Raw genomic sequence first — 24,509 nt, 5'->3', positions numbered from 1 at the left:
ATCGACCTCGCGCGGATCTCCGACATGGACCTCGCGCACGCGGCGCGGCTCCTCAAAGGGGTCCGTGACGCGACACTCTCCGGGCAGCGCCCGCGTGTCCTGCCCCGGCCGGTGATCGGCGACTCCTGGGGGCGGATGATGCTGCGCGGCGTCGATCCCGACCACGACATCAGGTCCCGGCTGCTGACCGAGGAGGAACTGGCGGAGCGCCGCCACGGTTCGCCCCTGGTGGACATACTGCCGGTCCTGCGCGACGCCCTGGTCTCGGTGGCGGACGCCGCGCACCACATCATGGTCGTCTGCGACGCGGACGGCCGTGTGCTGTGGCGCGAGGGCAGCTCCGCGGTGCTGCGCAAGGCGGACTCGCTCGGTTTCGAGGTGGGCGCGGACTGGGGCGAGGGCGTCGTCGGCACCAACGGCGTGGGCACCCCGCTGGTGGTGCGCCGCCCCGTGCAGGTCTTCTCCGCCGAGCACTTCGTGCAGACCCACCACCCCTGGACCTGCACGGGCGCCCCCGTGACCGATCCGCGCGACGGCAGACTCCTCGGCGTGGTGGACGTCAGTGGCCCGCTGCAGACCATGCACCCGGCCACCCTCGCCCTGGTCGACTCGGTGGCCAAGCTCGCCGAGGCGCGCCTCCGGGACCGGCACGTCACGGCGCTCGACCGGCTGCGCGCGGTGGCCGCGCCGGTTCTCGCCCGCCTGGAGGGCCGGGCCGTCGCGGTGGACGCGCACGGCTGGACGGCCGCGGTGACGGGCATGCCGCCCGTGGACCGCGTCACGCTCCCCAAGGCGCTCGCCGCGGGCCGCACCTGGCTGCCCTCCCTCGGCACCTGCCTCGCGGAGCCGCTGCCCGGCGGCTGGCTGCTTCGCCCGGACGACCCCAGGGACGGCCCCGAGCCGCTCGCCGCGACCCGGCTCGTCCTGGACGTGAGCAGTCCTCGGCACTGGACCCTCGCGGTGCTCGGCGGCGCCCGTGACTGGACCCACGACCTGAGTCCGCGCCATGCCGAGCTGCTCTTCCTGCTCGCCACGCACCGCGGCGGGCGCAGCGCTTCGGGTCTGGCCGACGACATGTTCGGCGACCCGGCCCGCACGGTGACGGTCCGCGCCGAACTCTCCCGGGTCCGGCGCTACTTGGGCGGCCTGCTCGCCCACCGCCCCTACCGCTTCCACGAGGACGTGGACGTACGGGTGGTCCTGCCCGCCATCCCGGAGGACCTGCTTCCGCACTCACTGGCCCCGGCGATACGGCGGGCGAGGAGCGTGGCGGAACCTTGAGCTCCACCACCCGGCGCACGGCCCGCCCGCACCCGCTCCCCCGGCTGCGCCGTGGCGCGCCGGCCGTGATTCGCTGAGCCGCATGAGCATCACTGTCACCACCTGGTCCCTTGAGCAGCGGTCCCCCAGCGACCTGCTGCCCGCCGCGGCCCCCGAAGGCGACGTACGGATCGTGCGCGCCGAGGTGCCCTCGCCCGAGTTCAGCCGGTTCCTCTACGCGTCGGTCGGCGGGGACATCCGCTGGATCGACCGGCTGCCCATGACGTACGCCGAGTGGCACAAGCTGCTCGACCGTCCCGGTGTCGAGACCTGGGTCGCGTACGAGAAGGGGACGCCCGCCGGGTACGTGGAGCTCGCGGCGCGCGGTGAGCGGGGCGACGGCCCCGACGGCGTCGTCGAGATCGTCTACTTCGGGCTGCTGCCCGCCTTCCGCGGACGGCGCATCGGCGGCCACCTCCTGTCGTACGTCACCGCGCGCGCCTGGGATCTGGCCGAGCGCTGGCCGGGCCTCGCGCCGACCGAGCGGGTCTGGCTGCACACCTGCTCCAAGGACGGCGAGCACGCCATGGACAACTACCTGCGGCGCGGCTTCACGCTCTTCGACACCAAGGTCGAGCAGGAGGCCGAAGGGCCGAACCCGGGTCCGTGGCCGGGGGCCGCGCGCGACTGACCCCTTCAGGACCACTGTGACCGACGACACCTCTGTCCACGATACGGGACAGAGGTGTCCGCATTTTGGATAATGCTGGACTGGGTCGAAAGTCCCGTGACACGCTTCCGTCATGGATCGCACTGGAACTGCCTTGGTGAGTCGGCGTCACGTCGACCTCGGCCGCATGTCCAGCGCCATGTGTCGGGCTTGCTGAGCTCCTCAGCGCCACCGCACATCTGAGCACCGCTCCCCCTTTTCCCCCTCCCTGCGCAGCGCCGCGCGCACATACCCGCATGTGCCCATACCCGCAGGTCAGAGCCGCTTTTCCGCTGCCCCGAAGGACGTAGAGCCATGGCCACTTCCCCCGACACGCCCCCAGCCGCCACGCCTCGCCGCAAGCCGAGCCGGCACCGCGGTGAAGGACAGTGGGCCAAGGGTCACTTCACGCCGCTCAACGGGAACGAGCAGTTCAAGAAGGACGACGACGGTCTCAATGTGCGGACACGCATTGAGACGATCTACTCGAAGCGCGGTTTCGACTCCATCGACCCCAACGACCTCCGCGGCCGGATGCGCTGGTGGGGCCTCTACACCCAGCGCAAGCCCGGCATCGACGGCGGCAAGACCGCGGTCCTGGAGCCGGAGGAGCTGGACGACGAGTACTTCATGCTCCGGGTGCGCGTCGACGGCGGGCGCCTGACCACCGAGCAGCTGCGCGTCATCGGCGAGGTCTCCCAGGAGTTCGCGCGCGGCACCGCCGACCTCACCGACCGGCAGAACATCCAGTACCACTGGATCCGCATCGAGGACGTCCCCGAGATCTGGCGTCGCCTGGAGGCCGTGGGGCTCTCCACCACCGAGGCGTGCGGCGACACGCCCCGCGTGATCCTCGGCTCGCCCGTCGCGGGCATCGCCGAGAACGAGATCATCGACGGCTCCTCCGCCATCGACGAGATCCAGCGCCGCTTCATCGGCAACCCCGACTTCTCGAACCTGCCCCGCAAGTTCAAGACCGCGATCTCGGGGTCGCCGCAGCTCGACGTGGCGCACGAGATCAACGACGTCGCCTTCGTCGGCGTGCACCACCCCGAGCACGGCCCCGGCTTCGACCTCTGGGTCGGCGGCGGCCTCTCCACCAACCCCAAGCTGGGCGTGCGGCTCGGCGCCTGGGTGCCGCTCGACGAGGTGCCCGACGTCTTCGGCGGCGTCATCGGCATCTTCCGCGACTACGGCTACCGCCGCCTGCGCACCCGCGCCCGCCTGAAGTTCCTCGTCGCCGACTGGGGTCCGGAGAAGTTCCGGCAGATCCTGGAGGACGAGTACCTCCAGCGGAAGCTGACCGACGGCCCCCCGCCCGAGCAGCCCACCGGCACCTGGCGCGACCACCTCGGCGTCCACCGGCAGCAGGACGGCCGCTTCTACGTCGGCTTCGCGCCCCGCGTGGGCCGGGTGGACGGCACCACCCTCACCAAGATCGCCGAGGTCGCGGACGCGCACGGCTCGGGCCGTCTGCGCACCACCGCCGAGCAGAAGATGATCGTGCTCGACGTGACGGAGGACCAGGTCGAATCGCTGGTCTCCGCCCTGGAGGCGCTCGACCTGCGGGTCAACCCCTCGCCCTTCAGGCGCGGCACGATGGCCTGCACCGGCATCGAGTTCTGCAAGCTCGCCATCGTCGAGACCAAGGCGCGCGGCGCCTCCCTCATCGACGAACTGGAGCGCCGCATCCCGGAGTTCGACCAGCCGATCACCATCAACATCAACGGCTGCCCGAACGCCTGCGCCCGCATCCAGGTCGCCGACATCGGCCTCAAGGGCCAGCTGGTCCTGGACGGCGAGGGCAACCAGGTCGAGGGGTACCAGGTGCACCTGGGCGGCGCGCTCGGTCTGGAGGCCGGGTTCGGCCGCAAGGTCCGCGGCCTGAAGGTCACCGCGACCGAACTGCCCGACTACATCGAGCGGGTCATCAAGCGCTTCGAGGCGGAGCGCGCCGACGGCGAGCGCTTCGCCACCTGGGCGGCCCGCGCCGACGAGGAGGCCCTCAAATGAGCGAGCGAGCCGCCCCCTTCTACTGCCCCTACTGCGGCGACGAGGACCTGCGTCCCAACGAGACCGGTCACGGCGCCTGGGAATGCGCGGCGTGCAACCGCGCATTCCAGCTGAAGTTCCTCGGGCTGCTCGCCCGGGGCGTTCAGCACACCAGCGCCGGAGGGGACCAGACATGACGACCACTCAGGACCAGGAGAGCCGTACCGACGAGGAGTTGAAGGCGCTCGCCGAGCAGGCGGGGCGCGACCTGGAGGACGCGTCCGCCCTGGAGATACTCCGGTGGGCCGCCGACACCTTCGGCGCGCGCTTCTGCGTGACCTCCTCGATGGAGGACGCGGTCGTCGCGCACCTCGCCTCGCGGGCCAGGCCCGGCGTGGACGTGGTGTTCCTCGACACCGGCTACCACTTCCCCGAGACCATCGGCACCCGCGACGCCGTCGAGGCCGTGATGGACGTGACCGTCCTGACCTTGACGCCGCGTCAGACGGTGGCCGAGCAGGACGCCGAGTACGGCCCGGGGCTGCACGACCGCGACCCCGACCTGTGCTGCAAGCTGCGCAAGGTGCAGCCCCTCGAAGAGGGCCTGACCGGCTACGCCGCCTGGGCCACCGGCCTGCGCCGCGACGAGTCGCCGACCCGCGCGAACACCCCGGTCGTCGGCTGGGACGAGAAGCGCCGCAAGGTCAAGGTCTCGCCGATCGCCCGCTGGACGCAGGACGACGTGGACGCCTACGTCGCCGAGCACGGGGTGCTCACCAACCCGCTCCTGATGGACGGCTACGGCTCCGTGGGCTGCGCCCCGTGCACCCGCCGCCTCCTGGAGGGCGAGGACGCGCGGGCCGGACGCTGGGCCGGGAACAACAAGACCGAGTGCGGGATCCACTGATGGCCGCGCCGCAGGAAGACACTCAGGAGAACCACGTGACGACCGGAGCCACCGTCTGGCTCACCGGCCTGCCAAGTGCCGGCAAGACCACCATCGCGTACGAACTGGCGGGCCTCCTGCGCGCGGAGGGCCGCCGCGTCGAGGTGCTCGACGGCGACGAGATCCGCGAGTTCCTCTCGGCGGGCCTCGGCTTCAGCCGCGAGGACCGGCACACCAACGTGCAGCGCATCGGCTTCGTCGCCGAACTCCTCGCCCGCAACGGCGTGTTGGCGCTCGTCCCGGTCATCGCGCCGTTCGCGGACAGCCGCGAGGCGGTGCGCAAGCGCCACCAGACGGGCGGCACCGCGTACCTGGAGGTGCACGTGGCCACGCCGGTCGAGGTGTGCTCCGTACGCGATGTGAAGGGCCTGTACGCCAAGCAGGCGGCGGGCGAGATATCCGGGCTCACCGGGGTCGACGACCCCTACGAGGCACCGGACTCCCCCGATCTGCGCATCGAGTCGCAGGACCAGACCGTGCAGGAGTCGGCGGCGGCCCTCAAGGCGCTGCTCACCGAGAGGGGTCTCGCATGACGACCGTCGCGACCGTGACCGAGGGCACCGACAGCCCCTACGCGCTCAGCCACCTGGACGCCCTGGAGTCCGAGGCGGTGCACATCTTCCGCGAGGTGGCGGGCGAGTTCGAGCGGCCGGTGATCCTCTTCTCCGGCGGCAAGGACTCCATCGTCATGCTGCACCTGGCACTGAAGGCGTTCGCCCCGGCCTCGGTCCCCTTCTCCCTGCTGCACGTCGACACCGGGCACAACTTCCCCGAGGTCATCGAGTACCGCGACCGCGTGGTCGCCGAGCACGGGCTTCGGCTGCACGTCGCCTCCGTGCAGGAGTACATCGACGCGGGCACGCTGCGCGAGCGGCCCGACGGGACGCGCAACCCGCTGCAGACCGTGCCGCTCACCGAGAAGATCCAGCGCGAGAAGTTCGACGCGGTCTTCGGCGGCGGGCGCCGCGACGAGGAGAAGGCCCGCGCCAAGGAACGGGTCTTCAGCCTGCGCGACGAGTTCTCGCAGTGGGACCCGCGCCGCCAGCGCCCCGAGCTGTGGCAGCTCTACAACGGCCGCCACGCGCCCGGCGAGCACGTCCGCGTCTTCCCGCTGAGCAACTGGACCGAGCTGGACGTGTGGCAGTACATCGCCCGCGAGGGGATCGAGCTGCCGCAGATCTACTTCGCGCACGAGCGGGACGTCTTCCAGCGCTCCGGGATGTGGCTGACCGCGGGTGACTGGGGCGGCCCCAAGGAGGACGAGGAGGTCGTCACGCGCCTCGTCCGCTACCGCACGGTGGGCGACATGTCCTGCACCGGCGCCGTCGACTCGGACGCGACGACGCTGGACGCCGTCATCGCCGAGATCGCCGCGTCCCGCCTCACCGAGCGCGGCGCGACCAGGGCCGACGACAAGCTCTCCGAGGCCGCGATGGAAGACCGCAAGCGCGAGGGGTACTTCTAACCATGAGCAACAGCACCACTGAGCCGGTCCAGCCGCTCTCCACCGAGCAGTTGTCGGCCACCACCCTGCTGCGGTTCGCCACCGCCGGATCCGTCGACGACGGCAAGTCCACCCTGGTGGGCCGCCTGCTCCACGACTCCAAGTCGGTCCTCACCGACCAGCTGGAGGCCGTGGAGCGCGTCTCGGCGAGCCGCGGCGCCGAGGCCCCCGACCTGGCGCTCCTCACGGACGGCCTGCGGGCCGAGCGCGAGCAGGGCATCACCATCGACGTCGCCTACCGCTACTTCGCCACGGCCCGGCGCCGGTTCATCCTCGCCGACACCCCGGGGCACGTGCAGTACACCCGGAACATGGTCACCGGCGCCTCCACCGCCGACCTCGCCGTCGTCCTCGTCGACGCCCGCAACGGCGTCATCGAGCAGACCCGCAGGCACGCCGCGGTCGCCGCGCTCCTTCGCGTCCCGCACGTCGTGCTCGCGGTGAACAAGATGGACCTGGTCTCCTACGAGGAGTCGGTCTTCGCCCGGATCGCCGAGGAGTTCACCGCGTACGCAAGCGAGTTGGGAGTCCCGGAGATCACCGCGATACCGATCTCGGCCCTTGCGGGCGACAACGTCGTCGAGCCGTCGTCGAACATGGACTGGTACGGCGGCCCCACCGTCCTGGAACACCTGGAGACGGTGCCGGTCAGCCACGACCTGACCTCCTGCCACGCGCGGCTCCCCGTGCAGTACGTGATCCGCCCGCAGACCGCCGAGCACCCCGACTACCGCGGCTACGCGGGCCAGATCGCGGCGGGCACCTTCCGGGTCGGCGAGTCCGTCACCGTGCTGCCCTCGGGACGCACCTCGAAGGTCGCCGGGATCGACCTGCTCGGCACGGCGGTCGACGTGGCGTGGACGCCGCAGTCGATCACTCTCCTGCTCGAGGACGACATCGACATCTCGCGCGGCGACCTGATCGTGCCGAGCGGCGACGTCCCCGAGGCCACGCAGGACATCGAGGCGACGGTCTGCCACGTCGCGGACACCGCGCTCGCCGTCGGCCAGCGGGTGCTGCTCAAGCACACCACCCGTACGGTCAAGGCGATCGTCAAGGAGATCCCCTCCCGGCTCACCCTGGACGACCTCTCCCAGCACCCGGAGCCCGGCCGACTGGTCGCCAACGACATCGGCCGCGTCCTGGTCCGCACCGCGGAGCCGCTCGCGCTCGACGCCTACGCCGATTCCCGGCGCACCGGCTCGTTCCTGCTCATCGACCCGGCGGACGGCACGACGCTCGCCGCGGGCATGGTGGGCGCGGCCTTCGCCGCGTCCGCCGAGACGGACGCCGACGCCGAGGCCGCCGCGGACGGCGACGACGACGGCTGGGACTTCTGACCATGACCTACGTCGACGTGTTCGCGACGTTCGCGAAGGAGGGCGGCCGCATCGGCAGCGGCGCCCTCGGCAGCGGGCAGGGCGGGGTGGCGCGATGTGCGCGATGACGTACGCGCACTGCCCGCGCGCCCACGCACCGTCCCCGACACGACGACGACGAAGACCTGCCGACCTCCCGGCCACGCCCTGACGGCGTGCGACCGGGCCCAACGAGAGGACCACCTCCCGTGCCTGCTCCACGCACCCGAATCGCCGCCGTCGCGGCACTGCCCCTGCTGGCCCTGGCGCTCTCCGCCTGCGGCTACGGCTCCGATGCCGACAAGAACGACGACAAGTCCAAGGTCGCCGCGGGCGCCAAGAAGATCGACGACCTGGACAGCGTGAAGATCGGGTACTTCCCGAACCTCACCCACGCCACCGCTCTCGTGGGCAGCCAACAGGGCCTGTTCCAGAAGGAACTGGGCGGCACGGAGGCGAAGTACTCACAGTTCAACGCGGGCCCCTCGGAGATCGAGGCGCTGAACGCAGGATCGATCGACATCGGCTGGATCGGCCCGTCGCCCGCCATCAACGGCTACACCAAGTCCCAGGGCAAGAACCTGCGCATCATCGGCGGTTCGGCCTCCGGCGGCGTGAAGCTCGTGGTGAACCCCAAGAAGATCAAGTCCCTGGACGACGTCAAGGGCAAGAAGATCGCGACGCCGCAGCTCGGCAACACCCAGGACGTGGCCTTCCTCAACTGGATCGCCGAGAAGGGCTGGAAGGTCGACGCGCAGAGCGGCAAGGGCGACGTGTCGGTGGTCCGCACCGACAACAAGATCACCCCGGACGCCTACAAGTCAGGATCCATCGACGGCGCCTGGGTGCCCGAGCCGACCGCGTCCAAGCTGGTCGCCGAGGGCGGCAAGGTCATCCTCGACGAGTCCGACCTGTGGCCCGACAAGAAGTTCGTGATCACGAACATCATCGTGAAGCAGAGTTTCCTGAAGGACCACCCGAAGGTCGTCGAGGCCGTGCTGCGCGGCGCGGTGAAGACCAACGCGTGGATCAAGGCGAACCCCGACAAGGCGAAGGCCGCCGCCAACGCCCAGCTGAAGGCGGACTCCGGCAAGCCGCTGCCCGCCGAGGTGCTCGACCCGGCGTGGAAGTCCATCCAGACGACCAACGACCCGCTGGCCGCCACGCTCGACGCGGAGGCGGACCACGCGGTCAAGGCCGGACTCCTGGAGAAGCCCGACCTCAAGGGCATCTACGACCTCGGTCCGCTGAACAAGGTCCTCAAGGCCGCGGGCGAGTCCCCGGTCGACGACGCCGGTCTCGGCGTCAAGTAGCCCCACCCGACGACCAGTTCCCAGGAGGTGACGACCATGGCAAGCACCCTCGCCAAGGCCGCGGAGGACACCCGCCCCACGGCCGAGCACGCCGCCAGGATCGAGCACGTCTCGAAGTCCTTCGGCGGTCCCGCGGGATCGCAGCTCGTCCTCGACGACATCACGCTCGATGTCGCGCCCGGCGAGTTCGTCACCCTCCTGGGAGCCTCGGGCTGCGGCAAGTCGACGCTGCTGAACCTGGTCGCCGGGCTCGACGAGCCGTCCGCGGGCAGCATCGTGACCGACGGCCGCCCCGCCCTGATGTTCCAGGAGCACGCGCTCTTCCCGTGGCTGACGGCGGGCAAGAACATCGAGCTCGCCCTGAAGCTGCGCGGCATCCCGAAGGCGGAGCGCCGGGCGCGGGCCGAGGAGCTGCTCGAACTCGTGCGGCTGCACGGGGCGTACGGCAAGCGCGTGCACGAGCTGTCCGGCGGCATGCGCCAGCGGGTCGCGCTCGCCCGCGCGCTCGCCCAGGACAGCAAGATCCTGCTGATGGACGAGCCGTTCGCGGCGCTCGACGCGATCACCAGGGACGTGCTGCACGACGAGCTGACCCGCGTCTGGCGCGAGACGAACGTCTCCGTCCTCTTCGTCACGCACAACGTGCGCGAGGCCGTGCGGCTCGCGCAGCGCGTGGTGCTCCTCTCGTCGCGTCCCGGCCGGGTGGCGCACGAGTGGCGGGTCGACATCCCGCACCCGCGCCGCATCGAGGACACCGCCGTGGCGGAACTGTCCGTCGAGATCACCGAACAACTGCGTGGGGAGATCCGCCGCCATGGCCAGCACTGAGACGACCGGGAAGACCGGTCAGGTCAAGGAGGCCGGGGACGGCCAGGACCTCGCGGGCCTGGAGGCGGGACTCGACGCCCTGGAGTCCGGCGCGGGCCCCACGCGCACGCCGGTGCGCCAGGTCCTGGTCCAGAAGGTGGTGCCGCCGCTGACCGCGGTGGTGCTCGTGCTGCTCGTGTGGCAGGCGCTCGTCTCCTTCGAGATCGTCGACGATCCCACCAAGCTGCCCTCGCCGTCCGCGGTCTGGGACGAGGTGACCGAGGCGTGGAAGCAGGGCACGCTCCTCGACTTCATCTGGACGTCCGTGTCGCGCGGGCTGCTCGGCTTCCTCTTCGCCCTGGCGATCGGCACGCCGCTCGGTCTGATCGTCGCCCGGGTCCGGTTCGTCAGGGCCGCGATCGGCCCGATCCTCTCCGGCCTCCAGTCGCTGCCCTCGGTCGCCTGGGTGCCGCCGGCCGTGCTCTGGCTCGGCCTGAACAACCAGATGATGTACGCGGTGATCCTGCTCGGCGCCGTGCCCTCCATCGCCAACGGCCTCGTCTCGGGCGTCGACCAGGTGCCGCCGCTGTTCCTGCGCGCGGGCCGCACGCTCGGCGCGACGGGCCTGCGGCACACCTGGCACATCGTGCTCCCCGCCGCGCTGCCCGGCTATCTCGCGGGCCTCAAGCAGGGCTGGGCGTTCTCCTGGCGCTCGCTGATGGCCGCGGAGATCATCGCGTCGTCGCCCGACCTCGGCGTGGGCCTCGGCCAGCTCCTGGAGAACGGCCGCAACGCCAGCTCCATGCCCATGATCTTCCTGGCCATCTTCCTCATCCTGATCGTCGGCATCGCCATCGACCTGCTGATCTTCAGCCCCCTTGAGCGGCGCGTGCTGCGCGGCCGCGGTCTTCTCGTGAAGAGCTGAACTCCCATGCACCGAGCGACACTTCCCGCCACGTCCCGTCCCGTACTCCTGGTCATCGCGCACGGCAGCCGCGACCCCCGGCACGCCGAGACCGTGCACGCCCTGGTGCGCGCGGTGCGCTCGCTGCGCCCGGGACTGCGGGTGGAGACGGGCTTCCTCGACTTCAACGCGCCCACGGTCTCCGGGGTGTTGGAGCGCCTCGCGGCCGAGGGCGTGCGCGACGTGGTGGCCCTGCCGCTCCTGCTCACGCGCGCGTTCCACGCGAAGGCCGACATCCCCGCGGTGCTGCGCGCGGCGCCCGCGCGCCTGCGCATCCGGCAGGCCGCGGTCCTCGGCCCTTCCCCGCTGCTGCTCACCGCGCTCGAACAGCGGCTCCACGAGGCGGGGTTGACCCCCGCCGACAAGTCCTCGACCGGGGTCGTCCTGGCCTCGGCGGGGTCCTCCGACCCGGAGGCGATCGCAGTGATCGCTGAAATCGCGCGGGAGTGGCGGCTCACCGGTTGGTGTGCCGTGCGGCCTGCGTTCGCCTCCGCATCCCTGCCGCGCACGCAGGACGTCGTGCGCGAACTGCGGGACGTGCCGGGGGTGCGCCGCGTCGCGGTGGCGCCCTATGTGCTGGCCCCCGGCTTCCTGCCGGACCGCATCGCGCGGGGCGCCGACGAGGCCGATGTGCTGGCCGATGTCCTCGGTCCCGCGCCCTCGGTGGCCAGGCTCCTGGTGCGGCGCTACGAAGAGGCGTACGTACGGGGCGACTCTCCGGTAGCTCCCCTGGCGCGGATTCCCGCACTGGCCTAGTTTGTGGTGGCATGACCCCGACCCGATCCCGCACGCTGTGGCTGCGGACCGAACCCTTGCACGCGGTGATCTACTTCGACGAGCGCTGCCGTGGCCTCGGCAGGGCGGTGGGGCTCAAGGGCTTCTGGATGGGGTACTTCGCCGCGCGTACGGCGCCGATGGGCCGGGTCGGGTCCGCGGTGGCCACGGCGGCGCTCGGCGTCTTCGCGCCCGGCATGGTGGCCCGCGCACTGCCGTCGGCCTGGGAGTACGCGTCGCCCGACCGGGTCCTCGAGGAGCGGGCCCGGCTCACCGCCCGCGCGCTGCGTCAACTGATCCCCGGCGTGGACGCGTTGGCGTCCGTCGTCAATCCGCTCCTGGCCACCGTCGTCGAGGACGCGCCGCCACTGGCCCGCCCGCTGTTCGCCGCCAACCGCGATCTGTACGACCGGGCCGATCCCGTCGAGCGGTTGTGGCATCTGACCACCTGCGTACGGGAGTTCAGGGGCGACGCGCACGTGGCCGCGCTCGCCGACCACGGCCTGGACGCCCGCGAGGCGCTCGCCCTCGCCGCGGCCACCGGCCGGGTGAGCGCGGACGGCATCCGGCGGGACCGGGGCTGGAGCGAGGAGGAGTGGGCGGCCACCGCCGATGCGATGCGCGGCCGCGGACTGCTCGACGCGGCGGGCGTGGCCACCGAACAGGGGCGTACGGAGCGGCAATTGATCGAGTCCGCCACCGACAGGCTTGCGGGGCGCCTGCTGCGCCCGCTCGCCGAGAGCGAGACGGACGGACTCCTCGCGGCCCTGGAACCGGCGACGCGACGGATCCTCGATCTGGACGTCGTCCCCTTCCCGAATCCGATCGGACTGCCGCGCACCGTGAGCTGACAGCGGCCGGATGTGGTGCCCGAACAGGTGCGTGAATCTGCTTGCAGCGGGACGCCTCCCGCCCTTAGCGTCTCGCGGATGACACCCGAACTGCGGTCCGAACGCCTGGTCCTCTCCCCCTATGCCGAGACCGACGAGGCAGACTTCGTGTCCCTGTTCCAGGACGAGGCTGTGGGCCGCTGGTTCGGGGACGGCATGCAGACCGCGGCGGAGGACCGGGCGCTGTTCCACCGGATCTTCAGCTACGTCTACGCGGAGAACCGCTTCCCCGTCTGGGCGGTGCGGCACGAGGGGCGCTACGTCGGGCACGCCGAGGTCAAGCCCTCGCCCGAGTCCTGGCTCGACGGTCACGAGATCGTCTACGGCCTGACCAGGGCGAGCTGGGGCCTCGGCCTCGGCACGGAGCTCGCGCGGCTGCTCACCACCTACGGCCACGAGACGCTGGGCCTCGCCGAGGTGCACGCGACCGTGGACTCGGAGAACACCGCGTCCCTCACGGTCCTCAAGCGCCTCGGCTTCACGCAGGGCCGCGAGGTGCCGGAGGAGAACGGCGGGATCACCCTGCTGCTCACCTCGCGGCTGCCCGCGCCGCCCGTCGCGGGCTGACCCGAGGACCGCGCTCCGGCGTCAGCCGACGTCGAGGCCCCCGGTCCTGGTCCGCTTCAGCTCGAAGAAGTCCGGGTACCCGGCGAGGACGCGGAAGCTGTCGAACAGCCGCGCCGCCTCCTCGCCGCGCGGGATCGCGCGCAGCACGGGGCCGAACCAGACCGTGCCGTCCACGTGGATCGTCGGCGTGCCGACGTAGCCCTCGGCCGCCGGGTCCGTGCCGCCGTCGTGGCTGCGGCGCAGCACCTCGTCGTACGCGGGGTCCTGCCCGGCGGCGGCGAGCGACGCGGGCAGTCCGAGCTCGGCGAGCGCCTGGCGCCCGACCTCGTCGAAGTCCTCGTTCTTCTCCTGGTGGACGCGGGTGCCGAGCGCCGTGTAGAGGTCGCGGAGGACCTCCTCGCCGTGCTGGTCGGCGGCGGCCGCGGCGATCCGCGTCAGGGTGAGGGAGCGGTCCACGAGGTCCCGGTACCAGTCGGGGAGTTCGTTGCCCTCGTTGTGGAAGTACAGGCTCATCACGTGGAAGCGGAGGTCGAGGTCGCGGTGGCGCTCGACCTCCAGGATCCAGCGCGAGGTGATCCAGGCGAAGGGGCAGGCCGGGTCGAAGTAGAAGTCGATGCGGGTCCTGGTGGGGGCGTCGTGCGCGCCGTCCGTCGTCGTCTTACGCGTCGTCATACGCAGAGACTATGCGGCAGGTGGCACACCCCTCCGGGCCAATGACGCGCGCTCGGGGTGGGCCAATTTCCCGGCCGGTTCAGCTCCCTGCGGTGAAGGGCGTGGCCTGGTGGAACCAGATCCGCCAGCCGTCCTCCGTGCGCCGCCACAGCGAGCTGCGGTGCGCGCGGCGTCCGTTGTCGTCGGTGTCGAAGGTCAGGTGCACCACGTCGTCGGCGAGCTGGACGCCGCGCATGCCGGATGTCGTGGTGGGGCGGCTGCCGGGGTCGGGGGCTGCCATCAGGGCCCGCATGATCGACGCGCGGTCCCACCGCGTCCCCGACGACCCGAACTCGGTGAACTCCGGGTGCATCAGCGCCCCGAAGAGCTCCGGCGAGGCACGCACCTCGGGGTCGAGCAGGCGCAGTTCGCCCTCGATCGCGGCCTGCACGGCGGGGGTGCGGTCAGTCATGGGTCATCTCCACGAGCCGGGTGACGGTGTTCCAGTTGCGGCTGGTGGCGATCATGCCCCGGTTCAGGGCGGGCGTCGACAGCTTTGCCCCGAGCTTGGAGCGTCCGAGGCCGTCGGGGGCGTAGAGGTAGAGGACCCGGTCGCCGAGCTGGAAATCCTCGGGCAGGAAGGCGGCGCGGTCGACGGCGGCGAAGCGCGCCGCGTCGACGGGCGCGGAGAAGTAGGTGACGTGGAGCTGCTTGGGCTCCAGGTCGGCGGCGGGGAACGGACAGGCGTCGGCCACGGCCTTCAGATACGCCGCGTCGCGCACGAGCACGTCGACGGCGAAGCCGAACTCCTTCTCGATGGCCTGCTCGATGGCGGCCGCGTGCGTGCCCTCGTTGCCCCCGTCGGCCGCGAACACCGCGTTGCCGCTCTGCAGATGGGTGCGTACCCCGTCGTAACCGAGCCCTTCGAGGAGCGCGCGGAGCCGCGCCATCGGCACCTTCTTGTGGCCGCCGACGTTGATGCCGCGCAGCAGCGCCGCGTATCTGTTCGCCATGCGCCCACGATAAAGCGGCCGCCGTGCCCCGTGGGGGTGGGCACGACGGCCGCGGCTCAGCAGGCGCGGAGGATTACTCGACGACCTTGAGGAGCTTGTTGGGCGTGCCCTCGCTGGGGTTCGAGATCTTGTCCGCGGTGGCGCCGTCGGTCAGCGCCTTGGCGACGTCCGCGGGCTTGGCGTCCGGGTGGGCGGCGACGTACACGGCGGCGGCGCCCACGACGTGCGGGGTGGCCATCGAGGTGCCGGAGATCGTGTTGGTGGCGTCGTCACCGGTGTTCCAGTCGGACGTGATGTCCGAGCCCGGGGCGTAGATGTCCACGACGGAGCCGTAGTTGGAGAAGTCCGACTGCTCGTCGTCCTTGGTGGAGGAGGCGACCGTGATGGCCTCCTTCACGCGGGCCGGGGAGCCCTGCGAGGCGTCGGTCGACTCGTTGCCCGCCGCGACCGCGAAGGTGACGCCCGCGTCGATCGACTTCTTGACGGCCGCGTCGAGCGCTTCGTCGGCTCCGCCGCCGAGGCTCATGTTGGCTACCGAGGGACCCTTGTGGTTCTTGGTGACCCAGTCGATGCCCGCGACGACCTGCTCGGTGGTGCCGGAGCCCTGGTCGTCCAGGACGCGCACGGCGACGATCTTCGCCTTCTTGGCGACGCCGTGCGCGTCACCGGCGATGGTGCCCGCGACGTGCGTGCCGTGGCCGTTGCCGTCGTCGGCGTTGTCGTCGTTGTCCACGGCGTCGAAGCCGGAGGTGGCGCGGCCGCCGAAGTCCTTGTGGCTGACGCGGACACCGGTGTCGATGACGTACGCGGTGGCGCCCTCACCCGCGGTGTCGGGGTAGGTGTACTTCTTGTCGCCCTTGGTGTCCGCCTGGTCGATGCGGTCCAGGCCCCACGACGGCGGGTCGTCCTGGGTGGCGTCGATGGAGAACTTCTTGGACTGGACGACCTTGCCGACGGCCGGGTCGGCGGCCAGGCGCTTGGCGTCGGTCTCGCTCAGGCCCTTGGCCGAGAAGCCGTTGATGGCCGAGGAGTAGTTGTGCTTCAGCTGGCCGCCGTACTCCTTGGCGAGGTCGGACTTGGTGTCCTTGCTGGCCTTCTCGTCGAGCATGACGATGTAGCTGCCGGCGACGGCGCCCTTGGCGTCCAGGCCGTAGACCTTGCCCTCGGCGGGGGTGGACGCACCGGCGAACGAGGTCGCGAAGATCGTCACACCGGCCGCGGTGGCGACGGTGGCTATCGCGGCGGTGAGCTTCACCTTGCGGGCACGCTTGTGAGTTGCCATGAAGAGGGGTCTCCTCAGTGCTGTGTGGGGGGATTGTGGGGGGTATTCAGCTGTTCAGCCGTCCTCAAAAGGTTCGCCTCGGCAACAACTTCGCCGGGACAGGCCCTGAGGCCCGGAAGATCTCCGGGTGTTGGGACGAAACCCTGTCTGATTGACGCGCGCAGATCAATACCTACATACAGCTGTGACTTGTTCAACAAGGCTCTGTAATAACAAACAGGATCTGTCACATCGGATCGGACATCACGGGCCTCGGGACCCCCCCAACTCGCGGTAACTGTAAGGGGCTTGTAAATCCCCCCTCCTTCCTGACGCGGAGAGGGCACCGGCCCCAGGGACGAGAGCGCGCGCCCCGGAGTCACCGGCCAGCACGACGAGGACTCCCCCGGTGCCGCCCTACTTTCGAGCCATGGGAAACCGAACTGCACGGGCACGGGGGCTCGCCGCGAGGGCGGGCGCGTGGAGCGCACGGCACCGCTGGGCGGCCGTCGGCATCTGGATCCTCTTCGTCGTCGTCGCGATGGGCGTCGGCTCGGCGACGGGCCGCACCGACGCCGGGGACGGCGATCTCAAGGGCGAGATCAATCAGGCACAGTCGATCATCGACGAGGCCGGCATCGAGGAACCCGCGGGCGAGAGCGTCCTGATCCAGGCCGGGTCGACGGACGGCGCCGCGCTCAAGGCGACCGACGCGCGCTTCAAGGCGGCCGTCGACGACGTGATGAAGGCGGTCGAGGCCACCGGCGAGGTGACGGCCGTGACCTCGCCGTACCAGAGCGACTCGATATCCAAGGACGGCCGCAGCGCGCTCGTGCAGTTCGACATGCGCGGCGACGCGGACACCGCGGGCGACCGGGTCGCACCGGTCCTGAAGGCCGTCGACCGCGTCGAGAAGGCGCACCAAGGGCTGCGGATCGAGCAGATCGGCTCCGCCAGCATGCAGAAGACGTTCGACGACGCCTTCGGCAACGACTTCCAGCAGGCCGAGTACTCGGCGGTGCCGGTCGCGTTCGGCATCCTCCTGGTCGCCTTCGGCGCACTGGTGGCCGCGCTGCTCCCCGTCCTGCTCGCCCTCTCCGCGATCCTGGCGACGACCGGCCTGATGGCGGTGGTCAGCCACGTCCAGCCGATGAGCGACACCGCCAACTCCGTGATGCTCCTGGTGGGACTCGCGGTCGGCGTCGACTACTGCCTCTTCTATCTGCGGCGCGAACGCGAGGAACGCGCCAAGGGCCGCGATCCGGGGACCGCGCTCAGGATCGCGGCGGCCACCAGCGGCCGCGCCGTGGTCGTCTCCGGCGTCACGGTGTGCGTGGCGATGGCGGGCATGCTGTTCACCGGCATCGCGGAGTTCCAGGCGATGGGCCTCGCCTCGCTGATGGTGGTCGCGGTGGCGATGGTCGGCTCGGTCACCGTCCTGCCCGCGCTGCTCTCGCTGCTCGGCGAGCGGGTGGAGAAGGGCCGCCTGCCGTTCCTGCGGCGGCGCGCACGCGGTGGCGTACCGAGCGAGAGCAGGCTGTGGCGCGCGGTCGTCGGCCGGGTCCTCAAGCGCCCCGGCGTCTCGGTGGCGATCGCCGCGGGACTGCTCGCGGCGATCGCCCTGCCCGCCATCGGGATGAAGACCCAACAGCTCACCCTTGACCAGGAGTTCGGCGACTCACTGCCGATCGTGGCGACCTACGACCGGGTCAACGAGGCGTTCCCCGGGGGCGCCGAACCGGCCGAGGTCGTGGTGAAGGCCGACGACATCGACGCCGCGCCCGTGCGGAAGGCGATCGCCGACTTCCGGGCCCGGGCGGTCAGTTCGGGTGCGTCCAAGGGACCCGTCGAGATGACCGTGCACAAGGACGGCGACGTCGCGGTCCTCTCGGTGCCGCTGATCGGCGGCTCCGACCAGGGCAGGGCCGAGAAGAGCCTCGGGCTCCTGCGGGACGAGGTGCGCCCCGCGACGCTGGGCAAGGTGGACGGCGTCGAGGCGCCGGTGACCGGGCAGGTCGCGGGCTCCAAGGACTTCAACGACCAGCTCGGCTCCTCGGTGCCGCCGGTCTTCGCCTTCGTGGTGGCCTTCGCGTTCCTGCTGATGCTGCTGTCGTTCCGGTCGCTGACGATCGCGCTGACCTCGATCGTGCTCAACCTGCTCTCGGTGGGCGCCGCCTACGGAATCCTGGTCATGGTCTTCCAGCACGGCTGGGGCGCCTCCCTGGTGGGGGCGGAGGGCGTCGGGGCGATCGTGGCGTGGCTGCCGCTGTTCCTCTTCGTGATCCTCTTCGGACTCTCCATGGACTACCACGTGTTCGTGGTCTCCCGGATCCGCGAGGCGCGCCTCCAGGGGCGCCCGACCAAGGACGCGATCGCGCACGGCGTGATCACCACGGCGGGGGTGGTGACGAGCGCGGCGGTCATCATGGTCGCGGTCTTCGCCATCTTCGGCACGCTGTCGATGCAGTCCATGAAGCAGATGGGGGTGGGCCTGGCCGCGGCGGTCCTGATCGACGCGACGGTGATCCGCGGCGTACTGCTCCCCGCGGTCATGGCGGCACTCGGCGAGCGGAACTGGTACCTGCCGAAGTGGCTCCGCTGGTTGCCGGACATGACCCACGACGAGTCGGGCCCCGAGGCCGTGACGCCACCCGCCGCCGCGGGCGAGAAAGTCGGGGTCTGACGCGGGGCTCCGCCCCGGACCCCGGTCCTCGAACGCCGGACGGGCTGAATCATCAGCCCGTCCGGCGTTCGTCACACGGTGGTGAGGACCTTCTGCTCCTCGAAGGAGTCGATCGTCCGCGTGAAGTCCCGCGTCGAGAGCAACAGCTTGTAGATGATGGCGAGTTCGAAGACGAGCAGCAGCGCGCCCGAGATGATCGTCGCCGGGACGACCGCGTCGAAGAGCGGGCCGATCATGAAGACGCCCATCTGGAACTCGATGCCGCTGATCAGGTGCGCGCGGATGCGGTGCCGCAGCAGGAAGGAGCGGGCCCGCAGGTACGCGGGGAACTTCCGCCGGAACTCCTGGTGCAGGTCGATCACCTGGGGCTTGGGCTTCGGCGCCGTCTCCCCTTCGGCACCGGCCTCCCCGGCCTCCCCGGCCTCCCCGGCCTCCGGCTGGTCGTACGCGGCCTCGCCCGCGGCCCGCTGCAGGTCCTGCTCGATGTCCGCCGAGGGGTTCTCCCTCAGCAGGTCCTCCATGAAGGCGAGCTCCGCCTCGTTCTGCGCGCGCCGCGCGGCCCGCATGCGCGACTTGATCTGCTTGCGCATGGAGTGGCGGATCTTGAAGATCTCCAGGGAGTTGATGTACCGCAGGGTGTCGAGAGCCACGACGACGAGCGCGAGCCAGATGTAGAGGGTGTCGCCGGTGCGCTCGTACTGGCCGCCCATCAGGGCGACGCCGCACACCATGACGCGGATCCGGTCGAAGACGAAGTCGAGCCAGGCGCCGAAGACCGAGCCCTGCCCGGTGAGCCGGGCGACCTTCCCGTCCATGCAGTCGAGGATGAAGCTGAAGTGGTAGACGACCGCGCCGAGGGCGAGCCACTGCCAGTCCCCGAACGCGAAGCACGCCGCCGAGCCGAGCCCCAGAAGGAACGCGCCCCACGTGATCTGGTTGGGCGTGATGTTCGTCCGCATCGCGGTGAACCGCACGAGCGGCGTGGCGACCGGGTCGACGAGCAACACCGTCCACCACGCGTCGCGCTTCTTCTCGGTGATGCGGCGCACCTCGGCGAGGGGCGGTATGTCTCGACGCATGGGGGTCAACTTCCTGGCGTTCGGCGAAAGTTCACCCCACGCTAGGAAGGTGTTGGCGCAAGGAACAAGATCTGCTGCGTGCAACCTTTGGCCCGGGGTAACGGTCAACCCTTCGGGACGAGTCAATGGCCATCCCAGGATGGTGCCGCGTTACCTGAGCGTTACCCAATGACCTGGGCGTTACCGAAACGCGTTACCGGGCGTTACATCGGCCGCGTCCCCCGCACCCCGAGTCCGGCCCGCCCACACCTCAACCCCGTTCCGCCCGCGCCGCGTCCAGCTCCGCCTCGATCAGGTCGGCCGCCCTCCGGGTGCCGCCCTCGGCCACCATCGCGGCGCTGATCTCCCCGAGCCTGCGGGCCACCTCCGGGTCCTCCACCAGCGCGACGACCGCCTCACGCAGCGCCTGGGCGGTGGCCTCCTCCATCGGCAGGTGCCGGGCGACGCCGAGCGCCTGGAGCATGTCGGCGTTGCCGAACTGGTCGACGGCCTGCGGCACGGCCACCATCGGCGTCGCAGTGGCGAGCCCCTCCTGGCTGCCGCCCGCACCGGCGTGCGTGATGAAGGCGTCGGCCTTCCTGAGGACCGCGAGCTGCGGCACCCACGGGTGCACCTCCACGGTGGCGGGCACCTCGCCGAGATCGGCGGCGCTGACGTGCTTGCCGACCTGGAGCACGACGTGCCAGCCGGGCAGGTCGCCGAACGCCTCGACGCATGCCCGGTAGAAGGCGGGCTGCTTGGTGAAGGACGAGCCGAGCGAGACGAGCAGCACCTTCTCCGCGCCCTCGGGCCGCTCCCAGTCGCCCTGGGACGCGCGGTCTCCCTGGCAGGCACCGACGAAGGTGTGCACGGACTCGTCGACCCGGTCGGCGTGCGGCTGGAGCGCCTTCGGGATCAGTACGAGGGAGCGGGGCGGGCGCCCGACGAAGGGGTCGGGGTGCTGGCTGACGCCGTTCTCCGCCAGCCAGGCGTGGAAGCGCGCGTAGTACGCCTGGCCGCGCTCGGTCTCCTTCAGCTCCGCGTACATCGGCTCGGCGACCTCCTCCTCGTACCCCTCCCAGGCGACGAGGTTGGGCGAGAGCGAGATCTCGGGGACGCCCCAGCGGCGGGCGAGGACGCGGGCCGGATAGGAGGTGATGTCGTGCAGGACGAGGTCCGGTTCGTCGCCCTCGTAGGCACGGGCCAGCTCGGGCAGGACCGTGATCGCGTCGTGCAGGAACGGCTCGATGTTGTCGATCAGTTCGGTGCCCCACTCCTCCGGGTCGTCGTCCGGCGAGGGCAGCGTCGTCGTGTAGAGCCGGGGCTCGGCGCCGGTCTCCGCGACCTTCTCCTCGAAGGCGTGCGGGATGGCGTACGTGACGCGGTGGCCACGGGCGACGAGCTCGCGGATGACTTCGAGGCTCGGGTTGACGTGTCCGTGCGCGGCGATCGAGAACATGGCGATGTGGGCAGGCCGGGATGAGGTCATGCGCCGACCTTAAGCGAGACGAGACGTCTCGTGCAATCAGCTTCCCGGGTCCGCCTCCCCTACTCGACACCCGCGTCGGCACCCGACGCGGCCGCGTTGTAGCGCAGCAGGTACTCGGCGAACCGCTCCAGGTCCGGGCCGCTCCACTCCGCGAGCCGCTCCTGGAAGGCGACCCTGCGGGCGTCGCCGACCTGCGCGAGGACCTCGATCCCCCGCTCCGTGAGGTGCAGGACGTGCACCCGGTGGTCGGCCGGATCGAGCCGCCGCTCGACGAGCCCGGCCCTCTCCAGCGCCCCGACCTGCCTGCTGATCGTGGACTTGTCGAGGGTGTAGTGCGCGGCCAGGTCCGTGGCCCGGCAGCCGCCCTGGAATTCCAGGTGGGCGAGGAGCGTGAAGGACACGAGCGACAGCTCGGGGTGCATCCGGGCCGCGGTGGCGCGGGCGCGGCGGGCGAACGCGGTCATCTCCCGCTGAATGGTCTCGATGGACTCGACTCGGTCGGTCACGATTTCTCCCTCTCCCTGGATGGTTGTAGAGTACAACATTGCACACGGTTGTATATGCCAACCATCCATGGAACACCGAGTACCGGAGACACCCATGTCCGCCACCGCGGAACCCGCCCCCCGACTGCGCGACGCGCTGCGCCACGTCCTCCTCCACCTGGTCACGCCCCTGCTGATGTGCCTGGGCATGGGCCTCGCCTACATGGGCGCGTTCGTCACGCCCGCACCCCACGAGATGCCCGTCGCCGTCGTCGGCTCGGGCGCGCAGGCCCAGGTGCTCGCGCAGAGCGTCAAGGACAAGGCGGGCGACGCGCTCGACGTCCGCACCGTCGCCACGCGCGAGCAGGCCGTCGACGCGCTCAAGTCCCTCGACATAGCGGGCGCGTACGTCCCCGGCGCCAAGTCTCCCGAGCTGATCGTGGCCTCCGCGGGCTCCGACATGAGCGCCATGGCCGTCCAGAAGGTCTTCACGCCGGTCGCGACCGGGCAGGGCGTGCCGCTGAAGGTCACCGACGTGGCGCCGCCGGTCTCCGACGACCCCACGGGCCAGGGCCTGTTCTTCCTGCTGGTCGCCGTGAGCATCGGCTCGTACGCGTCGGTCGCGGTGCTCGGCGCGGCGGGCGCGGGCCTGCGGATGCGGGTGCGCGCCGGGCTCGTCGTCGGGGTGTCGTTCGCCGTCAGCCTGATCGGCGCGGCGCTCGCGGGCCCCGTCTTCCACCTGGTGCACCAGGGGCTGTGGGGCGTGTGGGCGATGTCCTGGCTGTACGCGGCGGGGATCCTCTTCATCGGCCTGGGACTGCACACGTTCCTGAAGCGCTGGACCACGCTGGCGATGATGGTCCTCTTCGTGATGCTCAACTTCACCTCATCCGGCGGTCTCTTCCGTCCCGAACTCCAGAACGGCTTCTTCGGCTCCCTGCACGCCTTCTGGAACGGCGCGGGCTTCGTCGAGGGCATCCGCAGCCACCTCTACTTCGGCGGCTACGAACTCGGCGGCCACGTCTGGACGTTGACCGCGTGGCTGGTCGCGGGCCTGGCACTCGTCACCGTCGCGGGCCTGTGGGAGCGCCGGTCCGCACCGGCTTCGCCCGCCGAGGAGGAGACCGAGGAGGAGATGGAGGAGTCAGTGGCGGTGTGAGGGGACCGGGCCCCGAAGGGGCGCGGGGAACCGCGCACCCAGCGGTGTGGGGCAGCGCCCCGAAGGGGGCGCGGGGAACTGCGCGACCAGCCACGACGGCGCCGCACACGCCCAACGCCCCGTCACCAGGCCCTACGCACCCCCACGACAACGCCCCCGGCGAGAAACACCACTCCCGCCGCCGCGGCGAACGCGACATGCTGCCCCGCCAGCACCGAAGAGCCCGCCACCGACGCCGCCCCGGCCAGGACCGCGGGACCGAGTCCGCTGCCGATCTGAAGGGCCGTCGCGGTCACCGCGGAGGCCGCGCCCTGCCGGGCCTGCGGGACACCCCGCAGGCCCAGCACCGTGAGCGCGGGGAACGCCAGGCCCTGCCCGACACCGGTCACCACGAGACCGGCGAACACGGGCCACCAGTAAGGGCTCTGAGCACCCGTCAGGCACCACATCGACACGCCGCCCCCGGTCAGCAGCAGCCCCGCCGTGAGAACCGCCCGCGCGCCGACCCGCTCCAGCAGGCGCCCGGCGAGCAGCGCCGTGACCGTCACCGCCGCGCTCACCGGAAGCACCGCGAGCCCCGACGCGGCAGGGGACATCCCGCGTACGTCCTGGAGATACAGCGGCACGAAGAAGAGCGAGCCGTTCACGCAGAAGTAGAACGCCACCGCCGTGGCCGCCGACGTCCGCACCGCCGCGATCCGCAGCAGCGCCCGGTCGAGCAGCGCGTCGCCGCCGCGCCGCCACCACAGCGCCCCCGCACCGGCCGCCCCGGCCAGCGCGGTGACGGCGAAGAGGCGTCCCGCGCCCCGGTGGGAGAGCAGATCGGCCCCGAGGACGAGCAGTACGACCGTGGCCACCAGGGCCGCGCCGCCGACGGGGTCGACGCGGCGGCCCCTGTCCGGCGCCCCGAGCGGCAGCGCGCGCACCGCGGCGAGCGCGGTGAGCAGGGCGGCCGCGCCCTGCACCGCGAAGACGAGCCGCCAGCCCGCCGCCCCGGTGAGCACTCCGCCGAGCACCAGGCCCGCGCCGTAACTGCCCGCCTGCGCCGAGGCGAAGACCCCGAGGGCGCGCGAGCGCGCGGGCCCCGCCGGGTGGAGGTCGGCGACCAGCGCGGTCGCCGCCGGGATGGTGATCGCGGCGCCCGCGCCTTGCAGGACCCGGCCCGCGGCGACCATCCAGAAGTCGGTCGCGGCCACGGCGGGCAGGGCGCCGAAGGCCAGCGCGAGCAGCCCTGCGGTCAGGACGCGGCGGCGCGGGAAGCGGTCGGCGAGGGCTCCCCCGGCGAGCAGCAGCCCCGCGAAGGCGAGGGCGTAACCGCTGACGGCCCAGGACAGCGTCCGCGGCGGCGCGCCGAACTCCGTGCCGAGGGCGGGCAGCGCGCTGTTCAGTACGGCGACGCTCCCCGCGTCGAGTCCGGCGGCCGCGCTCAGGACGAGCAACGCGAGCGGCGTCGGGCGCGGCGGCGGTGCGATGCGCGCCCGGGGCGTACGAGATGCGGAAGTGCTCATGACCGGCAGCCTCCGCGCGCCCGCGCCGCGCCACCAGACACCGGTGGGGGCGCTCCCCGGCGGGGGTGGCCCCGCGAGGGCCACCCCCGGGGCTGGCCCCGGCCGATCACCGGCACGG

At 71.4% G+C, this 24,509-nt stretch carries 25 protein-coding genes; 17 read left to right on the top strand and 8 right to left on the bottom strand.

Features of this window, described 5'->3' with window-relative positions; translation table 11 throughout:
- Nucleotides 1-24: 24 nt before the first annotated feature.
- From KY5_RS32230 to KY5_RS32165, 15 genes are all read left to right on the top strand, one after another.
- Nucleotides 25-1,281 carry a GAF domain-containing protein gene (locus KY5_RS32230; RefSeq protein WP_098247598.1) on the top strand — a complete coding sequence of 419 codons (1,257 nt, stop codon included), beginning with the start codon at nt 25-27 and terminating at the stop codon, nt 1,279-1,281.
- A gap of 82 nt (nt 1,282-1,363) precedes the next feature.
- Nucleotides 1,364-1,951, top strand: coding sequence for a GNAT family N-acetyltransferase (locus KY5_RS32225; RefSeq protein ID WP_098245513.1), 588 nt, complete (start codon nt 1,364-1,366; stop codon nt 1,949-1,951).
- A 112-nt stretch (nt 1,952-2,063) separates the two neighbouring features.
- A complete protein-coding gene (locus KY5_RS43120; protein ID WP_324965836.1) occupies nt 2,064-2,147 on the top strand; it encodes a putative leader peptide in 84 nt (27 codons plus the stop codon).
- A gap of 137 nt (nt 2,148-2,284) precedes the next feature.
- Nucleotides 2,285-3,982, top strand: coding sequence for a nitrite/sulfite reductase (locus tag KY5_RS32220; RefSeq protein WP_098245512.1), 1,698 nt, complete (start codon nt 2,285-2,287; stop codon nt 3,980-3,982).
- Nucleotides 3,979-4,158: a hypothetical protein gene (locus KY5_RS32215; protein ID WP_098245511.1), complete on the top strand. Its 180-nt coding sequence runs from the start codon at nt 3,979-3,981 to the stop codon at nt 4,156-4,158. Before KY5_RS32220 ends, KY5_RS32215 begins: the two co-directional genes overlap by 4 nt.
- A complete protein-coding gene (locus tag KY5_RS32210; RefSeq protein ID WP_098245510.1) occupies nt 4,155-4,868 on the top strand; it encodes a phosphoadenylyl-sulfate reductase in 714 nt (237 codons plus the stop codon). Before KY5_RS32215 ends, KY5_RS32210 begins: the two co-directional genes overlap by 4 nt.
- Nucleotides 4,868-5,440, top strand: a complete 573-nt coding sequence (gene cysC / locus KY5_RS32205) for an adenylyl-sulfate kinase (RefSeq protein WP_098245509.1) — start codon at nt 4,868-4,870, stop codon at nt 5,438-5,440. Before KY5_RS32210 ends, cysC begins: the two co-directional genes overlap by 1 nt.
- Complete coding sequence (gene cysD, locus KY5_RS32200) at nt 5,437-6,372, top strand: sulfate adenylyltransferase subunit CysD (protein WP_098245508.1); 936 nt, start codon at nt 5,437-5,439, stop codon at nt 6,370-6,372. The genes cysC and cysD overlap by 4 nt, the downstream gene beginning before the upstream one ends.
- A gap of 2 nt (nt 6,373-6,374) precedes the next feature.
- Nucleotides 6,375-7,751: a sulfate adenylyltransferase subunit 1 gene (locus KY5_RS32195; RefSeq protein ID WP_098245507.1), complete on the top strand. Its 1,377-nt coding sequence runs from the start codon at nt 6,375-6,377 to the stop codon at nt 7,749-7,751.
- A 227-nt stretch (nt 7,752-7,978) separates the two neighbouring features.
- Complete coding sequence (locus KY5_RS32190) at nt 7,979-9,082, top strand: aliphatic sulfonate ABC transporter substrate-binding protein (RefSeq protein WP_098245506.1); 1,104 nt, start codon at nt 7,979-7,981, stop codon at nt 9,080-9,082.
- A 36-nt stretch (nt 9,083-9,118) separates the two neighbouring features.
- Entirely contained in the window at nt 9,119-9,910 is a 792-nt protein-coding gene (locus tag KY5_RS32185) for an ABC transporter ATP-binding protein (RefSeq protein WP_098245505.1), read from the top strand.
- A complete protein-coding gene (locus KY5_RS32180) occupies nt 9,897-10,814 on the top strand; it encodes an ABC transporter permease (protein ID WP_098245504.1) in 918 nt (305 codons plus the stop codon). The genes KY5_RS32185 and KY5_RS32180 overlap by 14 nt, the downstream gene beginning before the upstream one ends.
- 6 nt (nt 10,815-10,820) lie before the next feature.
- The gene (locus tag KY5_RS32175; RefSeq protein ID WP_098245503.1) at nt 10,821-11,609 is read left to right on the top strand and encodes a sirohydrochlorin chelatase; all 789 of its coding nucleotides are present in this window, start codon (nt 10,821-10,823) and stop codon (nt 11,607-11,609) included.
- 11 nt (nt 11,610-11,620) lie between these two features.
- Nucleotides 11,621-12,478, top strand: coding sequence for an SCO6745 family protein (locus KY5_RS32170; protein ID WP_098245502.1), 858 nt, complete (start codon nt 11,621-11,623; stop codon nt 12,476-12,478).
- Between the two features lie 78 nt (nt 12,479-12,556).
- The gene (locus KY5_RS32165) at nt 12,557-13,084 is read left to right on the top strand and encodes a GNAT family N-acetyltransferase (RefSeq protein ID WP_098245501.1); all 528 of its coding nucleotides are present in this window, start codon (nt 12,557-12,559) and stop codon (nt 13,082-13,084) included.
- A 21-nt stretch (nt 13,085-13,105) separates the two neighbouring features.
- On the opposite strand, the gene KY5_RS32160 is transcribed toward KY5_RS32165, so the two are convergent.
- The 4 genes from KY5_RS32160 to KY5_RS32145 all read right to left on the bottom strand — a co-directional run bounded on the left by KY5_RS32160 (nt 13,106) and on the right by KY5_RS32145 (nt 16,030).
- Entirely contained in the window at nt 13,106-13,756 is a 651-nt protein-coding gene (locus KY5_RS32160) for a DsbA family protein (protein WP_098245500.1), read from the bottom strand.
- 79 nt (nt 13,757-13,835) lie between these two features.
- Nucleotides 13,836-14,207: a DUF4440 domain-containing protein gene (locus KY5_RS32155; protein WP_098245499.1), complete on the bottom strand. Its 372-nt coding sequence runs from the start codon at nt 14,205-14,207 to the stop codon at nt 13,836-13,838.
- Nucleotides 14,200-14,748 carry a DUF1697 domain-containing protein gene (locus KY5_RS32150; RefSeq protein ID WP_098245498.1) on the bottom strand — a complete coding sequence of 183 codons (549 nt, stop codon included), beginning with the start codon at nt 14,746-14,748 and terminating at the stop codon, nt 14,200-14,202. Before KY5_RS32150 ends, KY5_RS32155 begins: the two co-directional genes overlap by 8 nt.
- A gap of 73 nt (nt 14,749-14,821) precedes the next feature.
- Nucleotides 14,822-16,030, bottom strand: a complete 1,209-nt coding sequence (locus tag KY5_RS32145; protein ID WP_098245497.1) for a S8 family peptidase — start codon at nt 16,028-16,030, stop codon at nt 14,822-14,824.
- 409 nt (nt 16,031-16,439) lie between these two features.
- Between KY5_RS32145 and KY5_RS32140 the strand changes: the two genes are divergently transcribed.
- Nucleotides 16,440-18,692, top strand: coding sequence for an MMPL family transporter (locus KY5_RS32140; protein WP_098245496.1), 2,253 nt, complete (start codon nt 16,440-16,442; stop codon nt 18,690-18,692).
- A gap of 71 nt (nt 18,693-18,763) precedes the next feature.
- Here the strand turns inward: KY5_RS32140 and KY5_RS32135 are convergent, their stop codons facing one another.
- The 3 genes from KY5_RS32135 to KY5_RS32125 all read right to left on the bottom strand — a co-directional run bounded on the left by KY5_RS32135 (nt 18,764) and on the right by KY5_RS32125 (nt 21,784).
- Nucleotides 18,764-19,771 carry a CDP-alcohol phosphatidyltransferase family protein gene (locus tag KY5_RS32135; protein ID WP_098245495.1) on the bottom strand — a complete coding sequence of 336 codons (1,008 nt, stop codon included), beginning with the start codon at nt 19,769-19,771 and terminating at the stop codon, nt 18,764-18,766.
- Between the two features lie 250 nt (nt 19,772-20,021).
- The gene (gene mgt, locus KY5_RS32130; RefSeq protein WP_098245494.1) at nt 20,022-21,239 is read right to left on the bottom strand and encodes a macrolide-inactivating glycosyltransferase; all 1,218 of its coding nucleotides are present in this window, start codon (nt 21,237-21,239) and stop codon (nt 20,022-20,024) included.
- A 59-nt stretch (nt 21,240-21,298) separates the two neighbouring features.
- Entirely contained in the window at nt 21,299-21,784 is a 486-nt protein-coding gene (locus KY5_RS32125; RefSeq protein ID WP_098245493.1) for a MarR family transcriptional regulator, read from the bottom strand.
- A gap of 55 nt (nt 21,785-21,839) precedes the next feature.
- Here KY5_RS32125 and KY5_RS32120 point away from each other — a divergent pair, with 55 nt between their 5' ends.
- Nucleotides 21,840-22,883 (top strand): hypothetical protein, encoded by a 1,044-nt coding sequence (locus KY5_RS32120; protein ID WP_199843340.1) that lies wholly within the window; start codon nt 21,840-21,842, stop codon nt 22,881-22,883.
- Nucleotides 22,884-23,005: 122 nt separating this feature from the next.
- Here the strand turns inward: KY5_RS32120 and KY5_RS32115 are convergent, their stop codons facing one another.
- Nucleotides 23,006-24,391 carry an MFS transporter gene (locus tag KY5_RS32115; RefSeq protein ID WP_098245492.1) on the bottom strand — a complete coding sequence of 462 codons (1,386 nt, stop codon included), beginning with the start codon at nt 24,389-24,391 and terminating at the stop codon, nt 23,006-23,008.
- Nucleotides 24,392-24,509 lie beyond the last annotated feature (118 nt).

The sequence above is a fragment of the Streptomyces formicae genome, from assembly GCF_002556545.1.
GTDB classification, from domain to species: Bacteria; Actinomycetota; Actinomycetes; order Streptomycetales; family Streptomycetaceae; genus Streptomyces; species Streptomyces formicae_A.
This window is presented reverse-complemented; position numbering and strand designations above follow the sequence as displayed.